The sequence below is a fragment of the Arthrobacter sp. 2MCAF15 genome (assembly GCF_052115605.1).
In the GTDB taxonomy this organism is placed as follows: Bacteria; Actinomycetota; Actinomycetes; order Actinomycetales; family Micrococcaceae; genus Arthrobacter.
On the sequence record NZ_JBFRGZ010000004.1, the window covers coordinates 333,989 to 354,255 of the forward strand.

Sequence of the window (20,267 nt, forward strand, 5' to 3'; positions counted from 1 at the left end):
AGCGTGCCCAATTTCCGCCCCGAATCCCGCGGCACGGCGGCCGGAATTCGCCGTAGGCGTAGCGCGGGCTCCGGTCCGCGGGCTTCCCCGTAGACTGGAGGGCATGCGATCCTCAGCTTCCCGGCCCCTTCTAAAAGCAGCGCTCTGGGACATGGATGGCACCATCGTCGACACCGAGCCCTACTGGATCGAAGCCGAGCGCGCCCTCGTTGAAGCCCACGGCGGACAATGGTCCCAGGACCAGGCCATGCAGCTCGTCGGGCAGGCACTGACGTTTTCCGCGGGCATCCTGCAGGAAGCCGGCGTGAAGATGGAACAGCGCGAGATCATCGACACGCTCACCGGCCATGTCATCAGCCAGGTACGGAACTCCGTTCCGTGGCGGCCGGGCGCCCGCGAACTGCTCGACGAGCTATACAACGCCGGCGTCCGCTGCGCCCTCGTCACCATGTCCGAGGGCCCGCTGGCCCGCGAGATCGTCGCGAGCCTGCCGGAACCCTACTTCGAGTTCCTGGTCACCGGGGACACCGTCACGCAGGGGAAGCCGCACCCGGAGGCCTACTTGACGGCCGTGGAACTCTTGCAGCAGCAGGATCCCGAACTGGGCCTGCACCACTGCGTGGCCCTGGAGGATTCCGTGCCGGGTGTCGCAGCGGCCGTAGCCTCCGGCGTCGTCACGGTCGCCATCCCGCATATCCTGCCCCTCCCGCACGACCCCCGCCGGACCACCTGGGACACCCTCGAAGGCCGGACCGTTGCCGACCTTGAGGAGCTGGTGGCCCTGCGGCAGGAATTCCCGGACGCCACGTTCGGCCGCGCGCCCGAATCCGACCTGCACCCAACCGGCGCCTCGGCCGGGAGCCAGCACCGTGGCTGACACCGGCAGCCGGGGGCAATCCGGCAAGAGCACGGCTTCCCGCCGCGAGGGGATCCCGCTGGGCCGCATTGCCGGCATCCCGGTATTTCTGGCGTATTCCTGGTTCATCATCGCCGCCTTCACCGTGATCGCGTACGGCCCGGTCCTGCAGAGCAACAATCCACGTCTCGGCGTCACCGCGTTCTTCGTCGCCTTCGCCTACGCGCTGCTGCTTCTGATTTCCGTGCTGGCGCACGAACTCGCCCACGCGCTCACCGCGAAGATCTTCCACTGGCCCACGGAAAAAATTGTCCTGAACCTTTGGGGCGGGCACACGCAGTTCCAAAGCTTCACGGCCTCACCTGGCCGCTCCGTCCTGGTGGCGATGGCCGGACCGGCCGCGAACTTCGTCCTGGCCGGCGCAGGCTGGCTCCTGCTTTCGTTCGGTGACCTGAGGGGTGTTGGCGACATCCTGGCCAACATCTTCGTCTGGGCCAACCTGCTGATCGGTATCTTCAACGTCCTTCCCGGCCTTCCCCTGGACGGCGGCCGGCTGGTCGAATCCGCCGTCTGGAAAGTCACCGGCAGCCAGGAAAAGGGCACCATTGCCGCGGGCTGGGCGGGCCGGATCATCGTGGTCGCCCTGGCACTGTGGTTCATCATCCTGCCCCTGGTCAGCGGCCAGCGGCCAGACATTACCTTCACCCTTATCACCGCCCTCGTGGGCAGCTTCCTGTGGATGGGCGCATCAGCGTCGATCCAGCAGGCCCGCCTGCGCGGCCGGCTGTACCTCGTCGACGCCGCCGCCCTCGCCGAGCCGGCCCTCGGCCTTCCGGAAACCGCCACAGTGGCCGACTTCCTGGACCGGGCGCCGGCAGGAAAGCCCGCCGTGGTGCTGTGCGACCGGGACGGCCGCCCCGTCGGCATCGTCGACGCCGGAGCCGCAGCCACCGTGCCCGCCGCGCTGGCCGCCGCGACCGCCCTCACCGCTGTCTCCTACCCCCTTGGCGCCGGCGCCTATGTCCCCGAATGGTCCAAGGGCCAGGAACTCGTCCAGTACCTGGCCCAGCTCGAAGGCCAGGAGTACGCCGTCGTGGACCGCGACGGCGCCGTCACCGGGCTGCTGCGCCAGTCCGCTGTGCTCAAGGCCATCACGGGCAAGTACCGGAACGAGCGCCAGAACCAGGGGCAGAACCGGTAGAGTTACTGGGCGGTCGTGAATTTCCGGCCCCCCACGCGCAAGGACCGGTGACCGCCGGCATGTCCGCGGCCACACAGCTTTACAGGAGCGAGGAACATCTTCATGAGCAGCGACACCGCCGCAGGCACTAACACCGCCACCACCCCCGCCGCAGGCGACACAACTGCCGCCGCCCCAGTCAACGGCGCGACCGGCGCGGCGCGCCGCCGCGGACCGTTCCGCGAAGGCGAGCGGGTCCAGCTCACGGACGAGCGCGGCCGCATGAACACGATCACGCTCGAAGTCGGCGGGGCCTTCCACACGCACCGGGGATTCCTGAACCATGACGAGATCATCGGCCAGCCGGACGGCTCCGTGGTGGTCAACAACGTCGGACAGCAGTACCAGACCCTGCGCCCGCTGCTCTCGGACTTCGTGCTCTCCATGCCGCGCGGCGCAGCCGTGGTCTACCCCAAGGACGCCGGCCAGATCGTCACCATGGCGGACATCTTCCCCGGCGCCCGCGTGGTCGAAGCCGGTGTCGGCTCGGGCGCCCTGTCCATCTCGCTGCTGCGCGCGGTGGGGGACAACGGCTACCTGCACTCATTTGAGCGCCGCCAGGAATTCGCGGACATCGCCCGCGGCAACGTCGAGACCATCTTCGGCGGCCCGCACCCCGCGTGGAAGATCTCGCTCGGCGACTTCCAGGAGGAAGTCGTCCGCACCGAGGAACCCGGCTCCGTGGACCGCGTGGTCCTGGACATGCTCGCCCCGTGGGAATGCCTCGACGCCGTCGCCACTGTCCTCGCACCGGGCGGAGTGTGGATCAATTATGTCGCGACTGTGACGCAGCTTTCGCGGACAGCCGAAGCCATCCGCGCCGACGGACGGTTCACCGAACCTGACGCGTGGGAATCCATGGTCCGCGGCTGGCACCTCGAGGGCCTGGCCGTCCGACCGGATCACCGGATGGTCGCCCACACCGGATTCCTGCTCGTAACCCGCCGGCTGGCCGACGGCGTCACGGGAATCTCGGTGAAGCGCCGTCCCTCCAAGACGGACTTTAACGAAGAAGACGTCAATGCCTGGACCCCGGGCGCGGTGGGCGAGCGGGCCGTTTCGGACAAGAAACTGCGCCGCGCCGCCCGCGACGCAATCGCCGGAACAAACGTCGTGGACGCCCCGGAGATAACGAACTAGGCAGCATATTTAGGATGTCTCCAGCGGCACCAGCCTTCTTAGGACTATGGTCTTAACAGAAGAGCAGGAAGGGGCTGATACACGATGGAGACTCCGAACACTGACCCGGGCCGCACACCGGCTGAGGACGCAGCGGATGCCACCGCACGCTCGGATGCGGCCCGGGCCGCATCCGGCGAGGGCGAGCGGTACCCCGCCAGTGAACTGTCCGTCGCAGAACGGCAGGTCAATATCCTCAGGGATAAGCTCCGCCACATTGACCGCCAGCTTGCTGCCGCGACGCAGAACAATTCCAAGCTCGTCAGCATGCTGGAAACGGCCAAAGCCGAAATCCTGCGGCTCAAGAACGCCCTCGACCAGGAGGGACAGCCGCCGTACAGCTTCGGCACCATCCTTCAGCTGAACCCCAAGCGGCTGCCGACCGCCGGGAACAGCGGCCAGGCGGCCACCGAAGAATCCGTGGACATCTTCAACGCCGGCCGCAAAATGCGCGTGGGGATTAGCCCGCTGGTCAACCTCAACCAGCTGGCCGTGGGGCAGGAAGTCCTGCTCAATGAGGCCCTCATGGTGGTCGCCGGGCTCGGCTACGAGCGCGCCGGGGACCTCGTCACGCTCAAGGAAATGCTCGGGCCGGACCGCGCCCTGGTGGTCGGCCGCGCCGACGAGGAGCGGGTGATCCGGCTCTCCGGTGCCCTGCTCGCCCAGCGGCTGCGGGTCGGTGACGCGCTCTCGATCGATTCACGCACCGGCTACGCACTGGAAAAAATCCCGCGCTCCGAGGTGGAGAACCTCGTGCTCGAGGAAGTTCCGGACATCACCTACCAGGACATCGGCGGCCTGGGCCCGCAGATCGAACAGATCCGCGACGCCGTCGAACTGCCGTTCCTGCACCCTGACCTGTACCGCGAGCACGGACTGAAGGCGCCCAAGGGCATCCTGCTGTACGGCCCGCCGGGCTGCGGCAAGACCCTGATCGCCAAGGCCGTGGCCAACTCGCTGGCCGCGCGGGCCGCCGAGCGCGCCGGCAAGACGGACATGAAGAGCTATTTCCTGAACATCAAGGGACCCGAGCTGCTGGACAAGTACGTCGGCGAGACGGAACGGCACATCCGCCTGATCTTCGCGCGGGCCCGGGAGAAGGCGTCGGAGGGCAGCCCGGTGGTGGTGTTCTTCGACGAAATGGATTCCCTGTTCCGCACCCGCGGCACCGGCATTTCCTCCGACGTCGAAACGACCATTGTCCCGCAGCTGCTCAGCGAGATCGACGGCGTCGAACGGCTGGACAACGTGATCGTGATCGGCGCGTCCAACCGGGAAGACATGATCGATCCGGCCATCCTGCGGCCGGGCCGCCTGGACGTCAAGGTGAAGATCCAGCGTCCCGACGCCGAGGCCGCCGCGGACATCTTCAACAAGTACATCACCACGGACCTGCCCTTCCACGAGACCGACCTCGCCGAGCACAGCGGTGACGTCCAGGCGACCGTGGACGCCATGGTCCAGCGGACCGTCGAGGCGATGTACTCCACCGAGAAGTCCAACGAATACCTCGAAGTGACCTACGCCAACGGCGACACCGAGATGCTCTACTTCAAGGACTTCAATTCCGGCGCCGTGGTGCAGAACGTCGTGGACCGGGCCAAGAAGTACGCCATCAAGGACCTGCTGACCATCGGGCAGAAGGGCCTGCGGATCGACCACCTGCTCCGGGCGGTCGTGGACGAGTTCCGTGAACACGAGGACATGCCCAACACCACCAACCCGGATGACTGGGCACGGATTTCCGGCAAGAAGGGCGAGCGCATCACCTACATCCGCACCATCGTGCAGGGCAAGGCCGGCCAGGAGCCCGGGAAGTCCATCGAGACGATGCCCAGCACAGGGCAGTACCTGTGACGGCTGTTGTCTCCGGCAAGCCGGCCGACTCGGGCGGGCTGCCGGTCGGCGGGGCCATGAGGGTGATGGGCTCGGAGACCGAATACGGCATCCACGCGCCCTCGGCACCGGGAGCCAACGCCACCATGATGTCGGCCCGTGTAATCCAGGCCTACGCCCAGGTCACGCGGCAGCGCGCCGCCGGCGGCGCCGAAACACGGTGGGACTACACCGACGAGGAACCGCTGCACGACGCCCGCGGCTGGACCCTGGAGCGCAGCAGCGCTGACCCGGAACAGCTCACGGACCAGCCTCCCGTCCTCGACGCCGAGGCGATCGCCCTCGCCTACGGGCGGCAGGAACTGGAGGCCGACGGCGAGGACGAATCGGGCACGCTGCTCATGAACATGGTGCTGGGCAACGGCGCACGGTTGTACGTCGACCACGCCCATCCGGAGTACTCCAGCCCCGAGGTGACGAACCCGCACGCCGCCGTGACGTGGGACGCCGCCGGCGACCTCGTGGCGTTGGCCGCCGTCCGCCGCCTGGCCGCCGATTCCGAACTGCCGCCGATCAACCTGTACAAGAACAACACGGACAACAAATCGGTCTCCTACGGCTCGCACGAGAACTACCTCATGCCCCGCTCGGTGCCGTTCGGCGAGATCGTCCGCGGCCTCACGCCGTTCTTCGTCACCCGGCAGATCATTTGCGGTGCCGGGCGTGTGGGTCTGGGCCAGGACAGCGCCCGGGCGGGCTACCAGATCAGCCAGCGGGCGGACTTCTTCGAAACCGAGGTGGGCCTGGAAACCACCATCCGCCGGCCCATCATCAACACCCGGGACGAACCCCACGCCACCGCGGACAAATACCGCCGGCTCCACGTCATCATCGGCGACGCCAACCTCAGCCAGGCATCCAACTTCCTCAAGTTCGGCACCACCGCCATGGTCCTGAGCCTGATCGAGGCCGGGCTGGCGCCGCGGATCGAAGTCCACGAACCCGTCGCCGCCCTCCAGGCCATCAGCCACGACACCTCGCTGACCACGCTGCTGCGCCTGGGCGACGGCCGGCGGATCACCGCCCTGGACCTGCAGTGGATCTACTTCGAGGCCGCCTCGAAGCACGCGCAGGACACCGGCGTCGCGGACGCCGTGGACGGTGACGGGCACACCCACGAGGTGCTCGAACGGTGGTCCGCCACATTGACCGAGCTCGGCGGTGACCGGGCTGCGGCCGCGTCCTCTGTGGAGTGGCTCGCCAAGTTGTCCTTGCTGGAGGGTTACCGCCAGCGTGACGGCTTGGAGTGGGACAGTGCCAGGCTGGGCCTGGTGGACCTGCAGTGGGCCGACATCCGCCCCGAAAAGGGGCTCTACTATCGGCTGCTGGCCCGCGACCGGATGCAGCGAATCGTCGACGACGCCGCGATCGCCCGTGCGGTGACTGAACCGCCGTCGGACACCCGGGCTTACTTCCGCGGACGCTGCGTCAGCCGGTTCGGCGCGGACCTCGCGGGAGCCAGCTGGGACTCGGTGATCTTCGATGTCCCGGGCCGGGGCAGGCTCCAGCGGGTCCCCACCCGCGAGCCGCTGCGCGGAACCGAAGCCCTCACCGGCGGCCTGTTTGCCCGGCACCGGGAGGCCGGGACGTTCCTGGCCGAACTGCTGGGACTCAGCCCCGGTTCCTAGGAATAAAGGCCCCCGCCGGCGCCCCCGGCGTGGCACTATTGCTACAGGATGTCCCTTAGGAGAAAAGGGACGGACATGAAGGAGAAAACAATGGCAGGCCAGGAGCAGCAGCAGCCGCAGTCGCGGGACACCGAGGTTGACGAGGACGTCCCCGCCGCGCCGCCGGCCCCCGCGGACGCCCAGGCGTCGGCAGCCACCCAGGGCGTGGACGATCTCCTCGATGAGATCGACGGCGTACTGGAGTCCAATGCCGAGGAGTTCGTCCGCGCCTTCGTCCAAAAGGGCGGCCAGTAGGAGCGCCGCCGGCCGCCGGATGAGGGCGGCGGGAGGGGCTAAGGGCCGGAAGAGTCGTTGATCCACCACGTTGAGGGAGAGCGTTAGTGCAGGAAACAACAGCCAACCGAGTAGCAGCCAACGCGACGTCCTCATTCACCGAGCATCTGCAGCGCGAACGGCCTGACTTAATGCCCTTTGGCCAAATGCCGTTCAGCCAGCTGCCGGCCACCGGGCATGCCGCCCAGCCGGCGGCTGGGCTGCAGGTCCCGCACGGCACGACGATCGTGGCGATGACTTATGCCGGGGGAGTGCTGATGGCCGGCGACCGCCGCGCGACGATGGGCAACGTGATCGCGAGCCGGCACATCGAAAAGGTCTTTCCCGCGGACCAGTACTCCGTGCTGGGCATCGCCGGAACAGCCGGAATTGCCCTCGACATCACCCGGCTGTTCCAGGTGGAACTCGAGCACTACGAGAAAATCGAGGGCACGCTGCTCAGCCTGGACGGCAAGGCAAACCGGCTCGGCGCCATGGTGCGCGGCAACCTGCCCATGGCCATGCAGGGCCTCGCTGTCGTCCCGTTGTTCGCCGGATTCGACCGGCCCGCGGGCTTTGGCAGGCTCTTCTCCTACGACGTGACGGGCGGCCGCTACGAGGAGCAGGAGCACCACGCCGTGGGCTCCGGCTCGATGTTCGCCCGCGGCGCGCTGAAGAAACTCTGGCGCCCCGGCCTTTCGGAACAGGACGCGGTGGCGGTCGCCGTCGAGGCCCTGTACGACGCCGCCGACGACGACTCCGCCACGGGCGGGCCCGATCCGGTCCGGCAACTATGGCCGGTGGTGTACATCGTGAACCGAACGGGCGCCTTCCGGGTCCCGGAGCGCGATCTCGCCGCCGTCGCCGGCCGCATCATCGAATCCCGGGCCGTCGCCCAGCGGGAGGCCTGAAATGACCCAGCAGTTCTACGTATCGCCCGAACAGCTGATGAAGGACCGTGCGGATTTCGCACGGAAGGGCATCGCCCGCGGACGCTCGGTGGTCGTCATCAGCTGCAGGGATGGGATTGCCCTCGTGGCCGAGAACCCGTCCCCGTCGCTGCACAAGATCGGCGAGATCTACGACAAGATCGCGTTCGCCGCCGTCGGCAAGTACAATGAGTTCGAAAGCCTGCGCCAAGCCGGGGTGCGCTATGCCGATGTCCGCGGCTATTCCTACGACCGGGAGGACGTCACGGCCCGCGGTCTCGCGAGCGTATACGCGCAGAGCCTCGGCGCGGTGTTTACGGCCGAACAGAAACCCTTCGAGGTGGAACTGGCTGTGGCCGAGGTCGCCCAGACCCAGGAGGCGGATCACCTGTACCGGCTGACCTTTGACGGCTCCATCGCCGATGAACAGGGCTTCATTGTGATGGGCGGCCAGGCGGACAAGGTTTCCGAAGCAGTCGCGGCGGGCTGGCAGGGCGAACTGGACTTCGCGGGCGCCATCCGGCTGGCCCTCGCCGGACTCGTGGCGGACAAGGAAACAACCACGCTGCCGGCGTCCGCGCTGGAAGTCGCGGTACTGGACCGGGCCTCGGAGAGCGGACGCGGCACCCGGCGGGCATTCCGCCGGCTCGAGGACCCGGACATCGTGGCATTGCTGGCTGAGGAGAAGTGAGATGGACAAGCGCATATTCGGCATCGAAACCGAATTCGGAATTTCCTATTCAAGTCCGGAGTCCCGGCCGCTCGCGCCCGAGGAAGTAGCCCGCTACCTCTTCCGCAAGGTGGTCAGCTGGGGACGGTCCTCCAACGTGTTCCTGACCAACGGTTCGCGCCTCTACCTGGACGTCGGGTCCCACCCGGAGTACGCCACGGCCGAGTGCGACGACCTCGCCCAGCTGATCGCGCATGACCGCGCCGGCGAACTGATCCTCTGCGACCTCGTGGACGAAGCCCAGGAGCGGCTGGCGGCCGAGGGGTTCAACGGCACCGTGTACCTGTTCAAGAACAACACGGACTCGGCCGGGAACTCCTACGGCAGCCACGAAAACTACCTCATCCCGCGCCGCGGCGAATTTTCCCGGCTCGCGGAGATCCTGATCCCGTTCCTCGTGACCCGGCAGTTGATCGCCGGGGCCGGCAAGATCCTGAAGACCCCGCACGGGGCCACCTTCGCCTTCTCCCAGCGGGCCGACCACATCTGGGAGGGCGTCTCCTCCGCCACCACCCGCTCCCGGCCGATCATCAACACCCGGGACGAGCCGCACGCCGACGCCGAGTTCTACCGCCGCCTGCACGTGATCGTGGGCGACTCCAACATGTCCGAATCAACGGCCCTGCTGAAGATCGGCACGGTGGACCTGATCCTGCGGATGATCGAGGCCGGGGTGATCATGCGCGACATGCGCATGGAGAACCCGATCCGGAGCATCCGGGAAATCTCCCACGACCTCAGCGGCCGGGCACTGGTCCGGCTCGCCAACGGCCGGCAGCTCACCGCCCTGGAAATCCAGCGCGAGTACCTGGGCAAGGTCACGGCGTTCGTGGCCGAGCACGGCGCGCACAACGCACACGTGCCGCTGATCCTGGACCTTTGGGAGCGCACGCTGGACGCCATCGAAAGCGGCGACACGAGCACCATCGACACAGAAGTGGACTGGGCGATCAAGAAGAAGCTCATGGACAACTACCGGGAACGGCACGGGCTGGGGCTGGACGCGCCCCGGATCGCGCAGCTGGACCTGACGTACCATGACATTTCCCGCGGCCGCGGACTGTTCTACCTGCTCCAGGCCCGCGGGGCCGTCCGCAGGATAGTGGACGACACGACGGTCAAGGATGCGGTGGATGCCCCGCCGCAGACCACCCGGGCCAAACTCCGCGGCGACTTCGTCCGGCGTGCCCAGGAGCTCGGCCGCGACTACACGGTGGACTGGGTTCATTTGAAGCTGAACGACCGCGCCCACCAGACCATCCTGTGCAAGGATCCGTTCCGGAGCGTCGATGACCGGGTGGATGCGCTGCTGGACTCGATGGGCTGATACTCAGCTTCGCACGTTATTCTGAGGTAGGGCCGCCTGGCGGCCGCCGCTTTCTTTGCCGCGGGAAACCGAACGGCACTGAGTCCACCCTGCCTCGACGAAAGTTTCCAAGTGCGCCGACTACTAGCAATTCTTCTTCCCGGACTGCTGCTGCTGACCGCCTGCGGCGGCGGCGAAGCGCCCCCGGCTCCGGAACCCACCAGCCAGTCCGCGGGTGAGACCGCGAAGCTGGACTCGGTCAAATTGACGGAGAACGGTGACAAGAAGGCCCCCGGTGTCGAATTCACCAAACCGCTCGATGTCAAGGAACCCACCGTCAAGGTGGTCACCGAAGGCAGCGGCGACCGGGTCAAGGCCAACCAGATCGCCAACATCTCGATCGTCGCCTTCAACGGCAAGGACGGCAGCACCCTCGAAGACACGTTCCCGAACGATCCCGAGCCGCTGGAGCTGAACGACGAGCTCAAGAGCAGCAGCCCCGTGATCTACAACGCGTTTGTGGGCGCCAAGATTGGCTCCCACCTTGCCCTGGCCGTCCCCGGCCAGGCCGCAGCAGAGGGTACCGAGGCCAAGCCGACGCAGCTCCTGATCGTCAAGGTGCTCTCCGCCAAGGACGCTCCGCCGGTCCTGGACAAGCCTGAGGGCGACGCCGTCACCCCGCCGGCCGGGCTGCCGACCGTCAAGGAAAACGACAAGGGCATTCCGGAAATCTCCGTGGCCGGCGTCAAGGCTCCCACCGCGCTGGTCTCGCAGGACCTCATCAAGGGCAAGGGCCAGGCCCTCAAGGAGACCGACACCATCACCGTGAACTACGTCGGCGTCGCCCTCGCCACCGGCAAGGTCTTCGATTCCAGCTTCGACAGTGGCAAGAAAGCCACCTTCCCGCTGACCGGCGTCATTAAGGGCTGGACCCAGGGCCTGACCGGCAAGACGGTCGGCTCCCGCGTCCTTTTGGTGGTCCCGAAGGACCTCGCCTACGGTGATCAGGGCCAAGGCGACGCCAAGGGCGATCTCGTCTTCGTCGTCGACATCCTCGGCGTCAAGTAATCCACCGCATCCACAACACGTCACCCCCAAAGGAGCACCCATGTCATTTGGACAGCGCAACCTCGACCGCGAAAAGCCCGAAATTGACTTCCCCGAAGGAGACGTCCCCACCGAACTGGTCATCACCGACCTGATCGAAGGGGACGGCGCCGAGGCCAAGCCCGGCGACACTGTTTCCACCCACTACGTGGGCGTTGCCTGGTCCACCGGTGAAGAATTCGACGCCTCCTGGGGCCGCGGCGCGCCCCTGGACTTCCGGGTCGGCGTCGGCCAGGTCATCCAGGGCTGGGACCAGGGCCTGCTGGGCATGAAGGTCGGCGGCCGCCGCCGCCTGGAGATCCCGTCCGAGCTTGCCTATGGCTCCCGTGGCGCCGGCGGGGCAATCGGCCCCAACGAGGCCCTGATCTTCGTCGTGGACCTCGTCGCCGTCCGCTAACGCGCGGACGCCAGCTACGCGGGCTGAACCGGTCGTCTGATTCAGCCCGCTGAATCAGGCGCACACGGCGCAAAGCGCGGTAACAATCGGGAAAGTTCTTCCGGCTGTTACCGCGCTTTCGTCATTTTCCGGGACGGGCTTTAGTACCCTTGCGAGGTGTCCGCCTCACGTACAGAACGCCTCCTGAACCTGCTCATCGCACTGCTCAATACCAAGTACGGCCTGCGCCGCAGCGAACTGCGCGAAAAGGTCTACCACGACACGACGAGCACGGACGTGGCCTTCGGCCGCATGTTCGAACGGGACAAAGGCGAGTTGCGCCAGTTCGGGTTCGACGTCGAAACCGTCACGGACACGGGCTGGGGCTCCGACGACCCGGCGACCACCCGCTACCGGATCGGCAAGGAGTCGAACCGGCTGCCCGACGTCAGCCTCACGCCCGAGGAATGCACCGTCCTCATCCTCGCAGCGCAACTCTGGGAGCACGCCGCCCTCGGCTCCGCCGCCGTGGACGCGGTCCGCAAACTGCAGGCCGCCGGCGGCCTGCCCGACGCCGAACTTCCCACCGGAGTCCAGCCGCGCATCCGCCCCGCAGGCCAGGCCTTCGAAGACCTGGTCGCCGCGATGCACTCCCAGCACCCGGTCAGGTTCAGCTACCTCGCCGGCAGCACGGGCGAGGAGCAGGAACGACTGGTGGAGCCCTGGGGCCTGGGCAGCCGCTTCGGCCAGTGGTACCTCGTGGGCCACGACCGGGACCGGTCGGACAAACGGTTCTTCCGGCTGTCCCGGCTGACGTCCGCCGTGACGGTGCTGGACAAGGAGAGCTTCACACCGCCTCCCGCCGGCTTCAACGTCCGCGCCGAACTGGCCGCTCTGGCCGAATTGCCCGTGCAGACCGCCGTCGTCGACGTCGAGGAAGGACGGCTGCTGGGACTCCGCAAACGCGCCCTGCCGGTCACGGACCCGGCACAGGAACCCGGGGAGCCCGGATCCGGGGGACTCTGGTCCGGAGAACTCCGATCCGGGGGGCGGCGGCGCGCGGCCGGCACGGACAGACTCGCGGTGACCTTCCGCGACGCCGAGACCCTCGGCGAGGAACTGGCCTCCTACGGTCCCCGGGTCACCGTGATTTCGCCGCCCGACGTTGCCGCCGCCGTCCACCGCCGCCTCAGCGCCGCCGCCGCGTTCGTTGCCCGGCCGGCGCCCGAGGTGGCGTTCCCGGAGGCCGGGCGCGCCGGCCGGCCCCGCAAACGGACCTCCGAGGATCAGCTCAAGCGGATGCTGCAGCTGGTGCCCTTCCTGGTCCACAACCAGGGACTGCACATCAGCGAGGTGGCCGCCCGGTTTGGGATCACCCGCAAGGCGCTCGAGGACGACCTGCGGATCCTGATCTGCTCGGGACTGCCGGAAGGCTACCCCGACGATCTGCTGGACATTCAGTGGGACGATGACCACGTGTTCATCACCCAGGACCTGGACCTGACCCGCCCCGTCCGGTTCACGGTGGACGAGGCCTGCGCCCTCCTGACCGGTCTGGAGACCCTCAACGGCTTGCCAGAGATCGCCGAAGGCGGCGCGCTGGAATCCGTGACGCTCAAGCTCATGGCCGCGGCGGGGGAGGAGGGGCTCAAGGCGGCCGCGCTCTCCGGGCCCGAGGTGGCCCCGGGCAACACCGAAACGCTCGAAACCGCCCGCGCGGCCATCGAGTCCGGCGCGCAGCTGCACCTGAGGTATTTCTCGCCGCAGCGCGACGCCGTGTCCGAACGCGATGTGGACCCCTTGCGGCTGTATTCGCTGGACAACACGTGGTATCTCGAGGCGTACTGCCACTCCGCCAACGGCCTGCGCAACTTCCGGCTGGACCGGATCGAAGCCATGGCGCCCAACGGCCGGCCCGTGGCAGCCACGGCAAAGCCGGCGGACAGCTTCCCGGTGAAACTTTTCACCCCGAACGACGACGATACGGTGGTGGTCGTGGAGCTTGCGCCCCGTGGCACCGGACTCGCCGACGACTATTACGCCGAGCGGACCGCGGCCCTGCCCGGCGGCGGCCTCCTCGCCGAAATCCGGTTCGGCAGCACCGACTGGCTGCCGATGTTCGTGGCCCAGCACGGCGGGATGGTGCGGATCCTGCAGCCGGGCGCCGTCGCAGACGCGTCCCGGGAGTGGCTCGCCGCGGCCCTGACGCAATACGAAGACTCGTCGGATCGCCCGATAGACTGATCCGCATGCCTTGGTGGTCCTGGATCGTGATTTGGATAGCGCTCGTCGCGCTTTCGCTGTTGTTCTTCGGCGTGCTCGGCTTGCGGCTGTTCCGGCAGGCCACGACGACGCTTGCAGAACTGAGTGAAGCCGCGGACCGCTTTTCCCAGGTGCCCTCATTTGCGGACCCCGGATCGGGGCACACAGCGGCCGACGCCGACGCCCCGGACGGCGCGGACGCAGCCCCCCGTCCCGAACCCGGGAGCGCCGTTTTTGCCTCGCCTGCCCGGATGCGTCATGATTACCACGCATCCAAGTTCTCCCGGCAGAACGCCCGCCGGTTGCGCCGCATCCAGCGCAAGAAGGATCGCGGGCAACCGCAGGCACTGCGCGACATCGAAACGCGTTAGACATAGGATGTATTCAAACGAAAGGACCTCCCCAAATGAGGCTTGAAGGCTGGCATCTCATCATCATCATCGTTCTGGCATTGGTGCTGTTCGCTGCGCCGAAGCTGCCGGGCATGGCCCGCAGCCTGGGCCAGTCGATGCGCATTTTCAAGTCGGAAGTCCGTGAAATGAAGAAGGACGGCTCCTCCGACGCCAAGGATGGCTCCGACCCGGTCGAAGGCCGGGTCATCAACCACCCGCAGGCCGGCGCTCCGGAAAGCCGAACGGGCGACGGTACCGACGTTCCGCCGTCGACCCGCGCCTAAGACCGCATGGCAGTAACCATGAGCCGTCGATCGAACCCCGAGGGGAGGATGGCGCTCCTCGACCACCTGAAAGAGCTGCGCAACCGGCTCTTCAAGGCGGCAATCGCCGTCGTCCTCGGGACAGTGGTGGGTTTCTTTGTCTACCAGCCGATGCTGTCGGCGCTGATCAAGCCCATCCGCGACCTGAACACGCACGAGGGCCGCCAGGCCACCCTGAACTTTGACGGCGTCGCGAGCTCCTTCGACCTGATGATCCAGGTGTCCGTGTTCCTTGGCCTGATCATTGCCAGCCCGGTCTGGCTCTACCAGCTGTGGGCCTTCATTGTGCCCGGGCTGCACAAGAAGGAACGGCGCCTTGCCCTGTCCTTTGTAGCAGCTGCCGTGCCGCTGTTCCTCGGCGGCGTCCTGCTGGCCTGGCTCGTGCTGCCCAACGCGGTGCGAGTACTGACCGATTTCACGCCGTCGGGCGGCTCCAACTTCATCAGCGCCCAGGTGTACCTGTCCTTCGTCCTGCGGCTGCTGCTGGCCTTCGGCATCGCTTTCCTCCTCCCGGTGGTCCTGTTCGGGCTGAACCTGGCCGGCCTGATCAAGGGCCAGCAGCTTCTCAAGAGCTGGCGGATCACGGTGTTCCTGGTGTGCCTGTTCGCCGCGATGGCCGCGCCCGGCGCCGACGCCATGAGCATGTTCTACCTTGCCGGCCCCATGCTGGCGCTGTTCTTCGCCGCGATCGGGCTCTGCCTGCTCAACGACCGCCGGCGCGAACGGCGTGCCGTCAAGCGCGAGGCTGAGACGGAAGCCACGGCCGACCACGCCACCCCCAGCTCCGAGCTGGAGAATCTCTAGCCTTTCGCGCATTAGGCTGGAAGCATGTCGTCACACCCCGGGCCGGAATCACCGTCCGAACGTTACCGCGCCAGCGTCGAGCGGGCCGCCGAAGCCAAGACCTATCTGGGCGGATTCATCCGGACGCTCGAATTCGAGCTCGATGACTTCCAGCGTGAAGCCTGCCTGTCCCTGCAGACCGGGCGCGGCGTCCTGGTGGCCGCCCCTACCGGGGCAGGGAAAACGATCGTGGGGGAGTTCGCCATCTATCTGGCGCTCCAGCGCGGGCTCAAGGCGTTCTACACCACACCCATCAAGGCGCTGAGCAACCAGAAATACTCCGAGCTGGCCGCCAAGTACGGCGCCGCCCAGGTGGGCCTGCTCACCGGCGATACCAGCATCAACGGCGACGCCCCCGTCGTGGTCATGACCACCGAGGTGCTCCGCAACATGCTCTACGCGGATTCGGACACCCTTGATGACCTCGGCTTCGTGGTCATGGACGAGGTCCACTACCTCGCCGACAGATTCCGCGGCGCGGTGTGGGAAGAAGTCATCATCCACCTTCCCAGCGAGGTCCAGGTGGCCTCGCTGAGCGCCACGGTGTCCAACGCCGAGGAGTTCGGTGCGTGGCTGGACACCGTCCGCGGGCAGACCGACGTGATTGTCTCCGAACACCGCCCGGTGCCCCTGTGGCAGCACGTCATGGTGGGCCGGAAGATCGTGGACCTGTTTGCCGGCGACACCAGCTTTGACGAAATCGCCCCCGCCGGCGAGGTCGAAGGAAGCGAGGCCGGCGCCGCCCAGGAGACGGCGACCACGGCGTCGCTGACCGCCTCAATCCAGCCCGCCGTCACTGCGGAGTTGCCCGGCCGGGCCGGGTTCGAGGTCAACCCGGAACTACTGTCCATGGCACGGGCCGAGAGCCAGATGAATTTCCGTGGCCGCTTCGGCCACGGCGGCCGCAGCCAGCGCCGGAACCAGCGCAGCCAGCGGGACGAACCGCAAAGCGCCCAGCGCAGCCCGGTGCGGAAGGCCAGCCGGCCGCAGGTCATCGCCAGCCTGGACCGGCAGGACCTCCTGCCGGCCATCACCTTCATCTTCTCCCGGGCCGGCTGCGATGCCGCCGTTGCCCAGTGCGTCGCGGCCGGACTGTGGCTGACCACCGAGGCGGAACAACTTCTCATCGCCCAGCGCGTCGACGAAGCCGCCCAGGACATCCCCTCTGACGACCTCGACGTCCTCGGCTTCTGGAGCTGGCGGGACGGCCTGATGCGCGGACTCGCGGCGCATCACGCCGGCATGCTGCCCACGTTCAAGGAAGTCGTGGAAAAGCTGTTTGTCGACGGGCTGGTCAAGGCCGTCTTCGCCACCGAGACGCTTGCATTGGGTGTGAACATGCCGGCCCGCTGCGTCGTGCTGGAAAAGCTGGACAAGTTCAACGGCGAGGCGCACGTCAACATCACGGCGGGGGAGTACACCCAGCTGACGGGCCGCGCCGGACGCCGCGGAATCGACGTCGAGGGCCACGCCGTCGTCCTGTGGCAACCGGGCACGGATCCGGCCGCCGTCGCGGGCCTCGCCTCACGACGGACCTACCCGCTGAACTCCAGCTTCCGGCCCACATACAACATGTCGATCAACCTCCTGGCGCAGTTCGGCAGGCCCCGCGCGCGGGAGATCCTCGAATCCTCCTTTGCCCAGTTCCAGGCGGACCGTTCCGTGGTTGGGCTGGCCCGTCAGGTCCGGAGCCGGGAGGAATCGATCGCCGGATTCAGCAAGGCGATGACCTGCCATCTGGGCGACTTCACCGAATACGCGCGGCTGCGGCGGGCGCTTGGCGACGCCGAGACGACCGCCTCCCGGAGCACCTCGCGGGCCAGGAAGTCCCTCACCGAGGACTCCCTGAGCCGGCTGCTTCCAGGCGACGTGGTGGACGTCCCCGCAGGCAAGTCACCGGGCCTCGCGGTGGTGCTCAGTTCCGACCACGAGTCCCGGGAACCGCGCCCCGCCGTGATGACCCTGGACAACCAGCTGCGCCGGATCGGCCTGCACGACGTGGAGGGCCCGTTGTCGCCGATCACGCGGATCAGGATTCCCAAGTCGTTCAACGCCAAGGTGCCCAAATCACGGCGTGACCTGGCGTCCTCGGTGCGCAACGCCATCCGCGAGCACCGGCCGCCCGCGCCCCCGCGCCGCGACGACGACTTCGGCCGGGCCTCCGCCGCGCCCAACCAGGAGAAGCGGATCGCCGAGCTGCGCCGGGAGCTCCGCGCCCACCCGTGCCACGGTTGCAGCGAACGCGAGGACCATGCCCGGTGGTCCGAGCGCTGGTGGAAACTGCGCCAGGAAACGGACGGGCTGATCCGTCAGATCCAGGGTCGGACCAACACCATCGCCAAGACGTTCGACCGCGTGTGCGGCGTCCTGACCGGCTACGGCTACCTGGAGACCTCGGACACCGGCGTGCTCTCCATCAGTGCAGACGGGCAACGGCTGCGCCGGATCTACGGCGAAAAGGACCTGCTGATTTCGCAGTCCCTGCGGATGGGTGCGTTCAACGACCTCGACGCCGCCGAAATCGCCGCCCTGGCCAGCGTGCTGGTCTACCAGGCCAAACGGGAGGACCGTGGGCTTCGGCCCAAGATGCCCAGCGTGTCGCTGGAATCCGCGGTGGATACCGTGGTGCACGAATGGTCTGCTCTGGAGGACATCGAGGAGGCCAACAAGCTGCCTCTTACTGGCGAGCCCGAGCTTGGCCTCGTCTGGCCGATCTTCAAATGGGCCAAGGGCCGGCACCTTCAGGACGTGCTCAGCGGCACCGACCTGGCGGCGGGCGACTTTGTCCGCTGGGTCAAACAGGTCATTGACCTGCTGGACCAGCTCGCCGACATCCCGAACCTAGACCCCCGGATTGTCCGGCTCTGCTCGGAGGCCATCAAACTGATCAAACGCGGCGTCGTCGCCTATTCCTCCGTGGCCTAGGGCCGCAGCAGTGGGCCTCTACTGCGTTTTGTGCGCTTTCCGTGTTTGCGCCTTATTGAGTTTGCCGAATTTTTCGATCGCGCCGGCGTTGGGCCGGCCACCAGCTACAAGGAGTGCCCGCCCCATGACCGATTCGCCGGCCGCCGCCCGCAACGTCACGCTGTACCGCAATGGCTCCGTCTACACAGCGGCCGATCCCTTTGCCACCGCCATGCTGGTCGACGGCGACACCGTGGCCTGGGTCGGGTCCGAGCAGGCTGCGTCCTCCATCGCGGACTCCAGCATGGAGATCATCGATCTGCAGGGCGCACTCCTGGCACCGGGTTTCGTCGATTCCCACGCCCACCTGACGGAAACAGGAATCGCGCTGGACGGGCTCCAGCTGGCGGGCGCGCGCTCGGCCGCCGAACTGCTCGATGCTGTTGCGGCTTCCAGCGCCTCCGTATCCGGAACCGTCCTGGGCCACGGCTGGGACGAAACCACGTGGGCCGATCCCACCCTGCCCTCCCGGGAGGAAATCGAACGCGCGGCCGGCGGCCGCCAGGTCTATCTGTCGCGCGTGGATGTCCACTCGGCCCTCGTGTCCAGCTCTCTGGCGGCGGCTGCGCGGCTGGACGGCCTCGACGGCGACGGCGGCGGCGGCCAGGTCAAGCGCGGGGCGCACACCGCCGCCCGCCTGGCGGCCCGCCAACTCCCGACGGCCGCGCTGCGCGCCTACCAGCAGCGGGCCCTCACAGAGGCGGCCGCCAACGGGTACGTTGCCCTCGCCGAAATGGCCGCCCCGCACATCGGGAGCATCGAGGACCTGCAGGTCGCCTCGGCCTGGAACACCACCCCCGGCGGGGAGAACCAGGCAGACAACGCGGCCGGCATGGCGGTGCCGGAGATCCTGCCGTACTGGGGTGAGCTCGCCACATCCGAGGAACATGCCCGCTCCATCCTGGACGGACTGGGTATCGCGGTCCTGGGCCTGGCCGGCGACCTCAACATCGACGGCTCCATCGGCTCACGGACCGCGTCCCTCCGCGCGGACTACGCCGACGCCCCCGGAGAGCGCGGCAGCCAGTACCTCTCCGTCGCCGACGCAGCGGCCCACCTTGCGGCGTGCTCGCTCCTGGGGATCCAGGCAGGCTTCCACGTGATCGGCGACGCCGGCCTGGACGCGGCCCTGGACGCCCTCGACCTGGCTGCCGCCGAGGTAGGGGAGCAGCGCGTCCGCGCCGCAGGGCACCGTTTCGAGCACGTCGAACTCGCCGACCCCGCGGCCATCAGCCGGCTCGCACGCTATTCGATTACCGTCAGCGCCCAGCCGGTCTTCGACGCACTGTGGGGCGGTGAGAACAGCCTGTACCAGCAGCGCCTCGGTTCCCGGCAGCTGGGAATGAACCCCTTTGCAAGCTTCTACTCAGCCGGCGTGCCGATCTGCTTCGGCAGCGACAGCCCGGTGACGCCACTGCGGCCGTGGTCCAGTGTGAGGGCCTGCCTGCAGCACACCAACCCTGCGGAGCAGATCTCCGCCCGGGCAGCGTTCCTTGGCCACACCCGCGCCGGCTGGCGGGCTGCCCGCTACCCCAACCCGATGGCCGGACAACTGGTGCCGGGGGCTCCGGCCAGCTTCGCGGTCTGGGAAGTCGAGGAACTCATGGTCCAGGTCTCCGACGGAAGGGTGCAGTCCTGGAGCACCGACCCGCGCGCCCGGACACCGCTCCTGCCTGCGCTGGACACCGGAAGCGACCCAGCCTGCCTCCTGACCGTACGAGACGGCCAGCGGCTCCATGCCAGTGGCGGCCTGGGCGCCTGAGCCGGTCACCTCAACTGGGCACCCGAACCGGGCGGCCGCCGTCGGGCCCCTGTCACTAACGCCCGTCACTAAGGCCCGTCATCAAGCCTACGGAGCCGAAACATTCCCCCGCGCCGCTCCGCCCTGAACTGGAACGACGGACATAAGGGCAGGTCACGGCTC

General features: G+C 67.6%; 17 protein-coding genes. All 17 read left to right on the top strand.

What is annotated here, in order from left to right; translation table 11 throughout:
* The first annotated feature begins 103 nt into the window (after positions 1–103).
* The 17 genes from AB4089_RS07455 (at position 104) to AB4089_RS07535 (ending at position 20,105) form a co-directional block, all read left to right on the top strand.
* The gene (locus AB4089_RS07455) at positions 104–877 is read left to right on the top strand and encodes an HAD family hydrolase (protein ID WP_441408653.1); all 774 of its coding nucleotides are present in this window, start codon (positions 104–106) and stop codon (positions 875–877) included.
* Positions 870–2,057, top strand: coding sequence for a site-2 protease family protein (locus tag AB4089_RS07460; RefSeq protein ID WP_441408654.1), 1,188 nt, complete (start codon positions 870–872; stop codon positions 2,055–2,057). Before AB4089_RS07455 ends, AB4089_RS07460 begins: the two co-directional genes overlap by 8 nt.
* 102 nt (positions 2,058–2,159) lie before the next feature.
* On the top strand, positions 2,160–3,236 hold the full coding sequence (locus AB4089_RS07465; RefSeq protein ID WP_441408655.1) for a tRNA (adenine-N1)-methyltransferase: 1,077 nt from the start codon (positions 2,160–2,162) through the stop codon (positions 3,234–3,236).
* Positions 3,237–3,320: 84 nt separating this feature from the next.
* On the top strand, positions 3,321–5,132 hold the full coding sequence (gene arc, locus AB4089_RS07470; protein WP_441408656.1) for a proteasome ATPase: 1,812 nt from the start codon (positions 3,321–3,323) through the stop codon (positions 5,130–5,132).
* A gap of 56 nt (positions 5,133–5,188) precedes the next feature.
* Positions 5,189–6,799, top strand: a complete 1,611-nt coding sequence (dop, locus tag AB4089_RS07475) for a depupylase/deamidase Dop (protein ID WP_441408689.1) — start codon at positions 5,189–5,191, stop codon at positions 6,797–6,799.
* Between the two features lie 90 nt (positions 6,800–6,889).
* On the top strand, positions 6,890–7,093 hold the full coding sequence (locus tag AB4089_RS07480; RefSeq protein WP_026266331.1) for a ubiquitin-like protein Pup: 204 nt from the start codon (positions 6,890–6,892) through the stop codon (positions 7,091–7,093).
* A gap of 86 nt (positions 7,094–7,179) precedes the next feature.
* Positions 7,180–8,022: a proteasome subunit beta gene (gene prcB, locus AB4089_RS07485; RefSeq protein ID WP_441408657.1), complete on the top strand. Its 843-nt coding sequence runs from the start codon at positions 7,180–7,182 to the stop codon at positions 8,020–8,022.
* Position 8,023: 1 nt separating this feature from the next.
* The gene (prcA, locus tag AB4089_RS07490; protein WP_441408658.1) at positions 8,024–8,731 is read left to right on the top strand and encodes a proteasome subunit alpha; all 708 of its coding nucleotides are present in this window, start codon (positions 8,024–8,026) and stop codon (positions 8,729–8,731) included.
* 1 nt (position 8,732) lies between these two features.
* Entirely contained in the window at positions 8,733–10,097 is a 1,365-nt protein-coding gene (gene pafA, locus AB4089_RS07495) for a Pup--protein ligase (RefSeq protein ID WP_441408659.1), read from the top strand.
* Positions 10,098–10,208: 111 nt separating this feature from the next.
* The gene (locus tag AB4089_RS07500) at positions 10,209–11,144 is read left to right on the top strand and encodes an FKBP-type peptidyl-prolyl cis-trans isomerase (protein ID WP_441408660.1); all 936 of its coding nucleotides are present in this window, start codon (positions 10,209–10,211) and stop codon (positions 11,142–11,144) included.
* A gap of 40 nt (positions 11,145–11,184) precedes the next feature.
* The gene (locus AB4089_RS07505) at positions 11,185–11,580 is read left to right on the top strand and encodes an FKBP-type peptidyl-prolyl cis-trans isomerase (protein ID WP_018772903.1); all 396 of its coding nucleotides are present in this window, start codon (positions 11,185–11,187) and stop codon (positions 11,578–11,580) included.
* Between the two features lie 156 nt (positions 11,581–11,736).
* A complete protein-coding gene (locus AB4089_RS07510) occupies positions 11,737–13,803 on the top strand; it encodes a helix-turn-helix transcriptional regulator (protein WP_441408661.1) in 2,067 nt (688 codons plus the stop codon).
* A 5-nt stretch (positions 13,804–13,808) separates the two neighbouring features.
* Positions 13,809–14,192 (top strand): hypothetical protein, encoded by a 384-nt coding sequence (locus AB4089_RS07515; protein WP_441408662.1) that lies wholly within the window; start codon positions 13,809–13,811, stop codon positions 14,190–14,192.
* Positions 14,193–14,227: 35 nt separating this feature from the next.
* Entirely contained in the window at positions 14,228–14,497 is a 270-nt protein-coding gene (tatA, locus tag AB4089_RS07520) for a Sec-independent protein translocase subunit TatA (protein WP_441408663.1), read from the top strand.
* A 48-nt stretch (positions 14,498–14,545) separates the two neighbouring features.
* Positions 14,546–15,340 (top strand): twin-arginine translocase subunit TatC, encoded by a 795-nt coding sequence (tatC, locus tag AB4089_RS07525; RefSeq protein ID WP_441408690.1) that lies wholly within the window; start codon positions 14,546–14,548, stop codon positions 15,338–15,340.
* Positions 15,341–15,364: 24 nt separating this feature from the next.
* Positions 15,365–18,304, top strand: coding sequence for a DEAD/DEAH box helicase (locus tag AB4089_RS07530; RefSeq protein ID WP_441408664.1), 2,940 nt, complete (start codon positions 15,365–15,367; stop codon positions 18,302–18,304).
* A 124-nt stretch (positions 18,305–18,428) separates the two neighbouring features.
* A complete protein-coding gene (locus tag AB4089_RS07535; RefSeq protein WP_441408665.1) occupies positions 18,429–20,105 on the top strand; it encodes an amidohydrolase in 1,677 nt (558 codons plus the stop codon).
* The last annotated feature ends 162 nt before the right edge of the window (positions 20,106–20,267 follow it).

What these genes read in the sequence shown, in the direction of transcription:
- AB4089_RS07455 (WP_441408653.1), top strand. Translation starts at nt 104, where the DNA reads ATGCGATCCTCAGCTTCCCGGCCCCTTCTAAAAGCAGCGCTCTGGGAC.
- AB4089_RS07465 (WP_441408655.1), top strand. Translation starts at nt 2,160, where the DNA reads ATGAGCAGCGACACCGCCGCAGGCACTAACACCGCCACCACCCCCGCC.
- arc (WP_441408656.1), top strand. Translation starts at nt 3,321, where the DNA reads ATGGAGACTCCGAACACTGACCCGGGCCGCACACCGGCTGAGGACGCA.
- dop (WP_441408689.1), top strand. Translation starts at nt 5,189, where the DNA reads ATGAGGGTGATGGGCTCGGAGACCGAATACGGCATCCACGCGCCCTCG.
- AB4089_RS07480 (WP_026266331.1), top strand. Translation starts at nt 6,890, where the DNA reads ATGGCAGGCCAGGAGCAGCAGCAGCCGCAGTCGCGGGACACCGAGGTT.
- prcA (WP_441408658.1), top strand. Translation starts at nt 8,024, where the DNA reads ATGACCCAGCAGTTCTACGTATCGCCCGAACAGCTGATGAAGGACCGT.
- pafA (WP_441408659.1), top strand. Translation starts at nt 8,733, where the DNA reads ATGGACAAGCGCATATTCGGCATCGAAACCGAATTCGGAATTTCCTAT.
- AB4089_RS07505 (WP_018772903.1), top strand. Translation starts at nt 11,185, where the DNA reads ATGTCATTTGGACAGCGCAACCTCGACCGCGAAAAGCCCGAAATTGAC.
- AB4089_RS07515 (WP_441408662.1), top strand. Translation starts at nt 13,809, where the DNA reads ATGCCTTGGTGGTCCTGGATCGTGATTTGGATAGCGCTCGTCGCGCTT.
- tatA (WP_441408663.1), top strand. Translation starts at nt 14,228, where the DNA reads ATGAGGCTTGAAGGCTGGCATCTCATCATCATCATCGTTCTGGCATTG.
- tatC (WP_441408690.1), top strand. Translation starts at nt 14,546, where the DNA reads ATGGCGCTCCTCGACCACCTGAAAGAGCTGCGCAACCGGCTCTTCAAG.
- AB4089_RS07530 (WP_441408664.1), top strand. Translation starts at nt 15,365, where the DNA reads ATGTCGTCACACCCCGGGCCGGAATCACCGTCCGAACGTTACCGCGCC.
- AB4089_RS07535 (WP_441408665.1), top strand. Translation starts at nt 18,429, where the DNA reads ATGACCGATTCGCCGGCCGCCGCCCGCAACGTCACGCTGTACCGCAAT.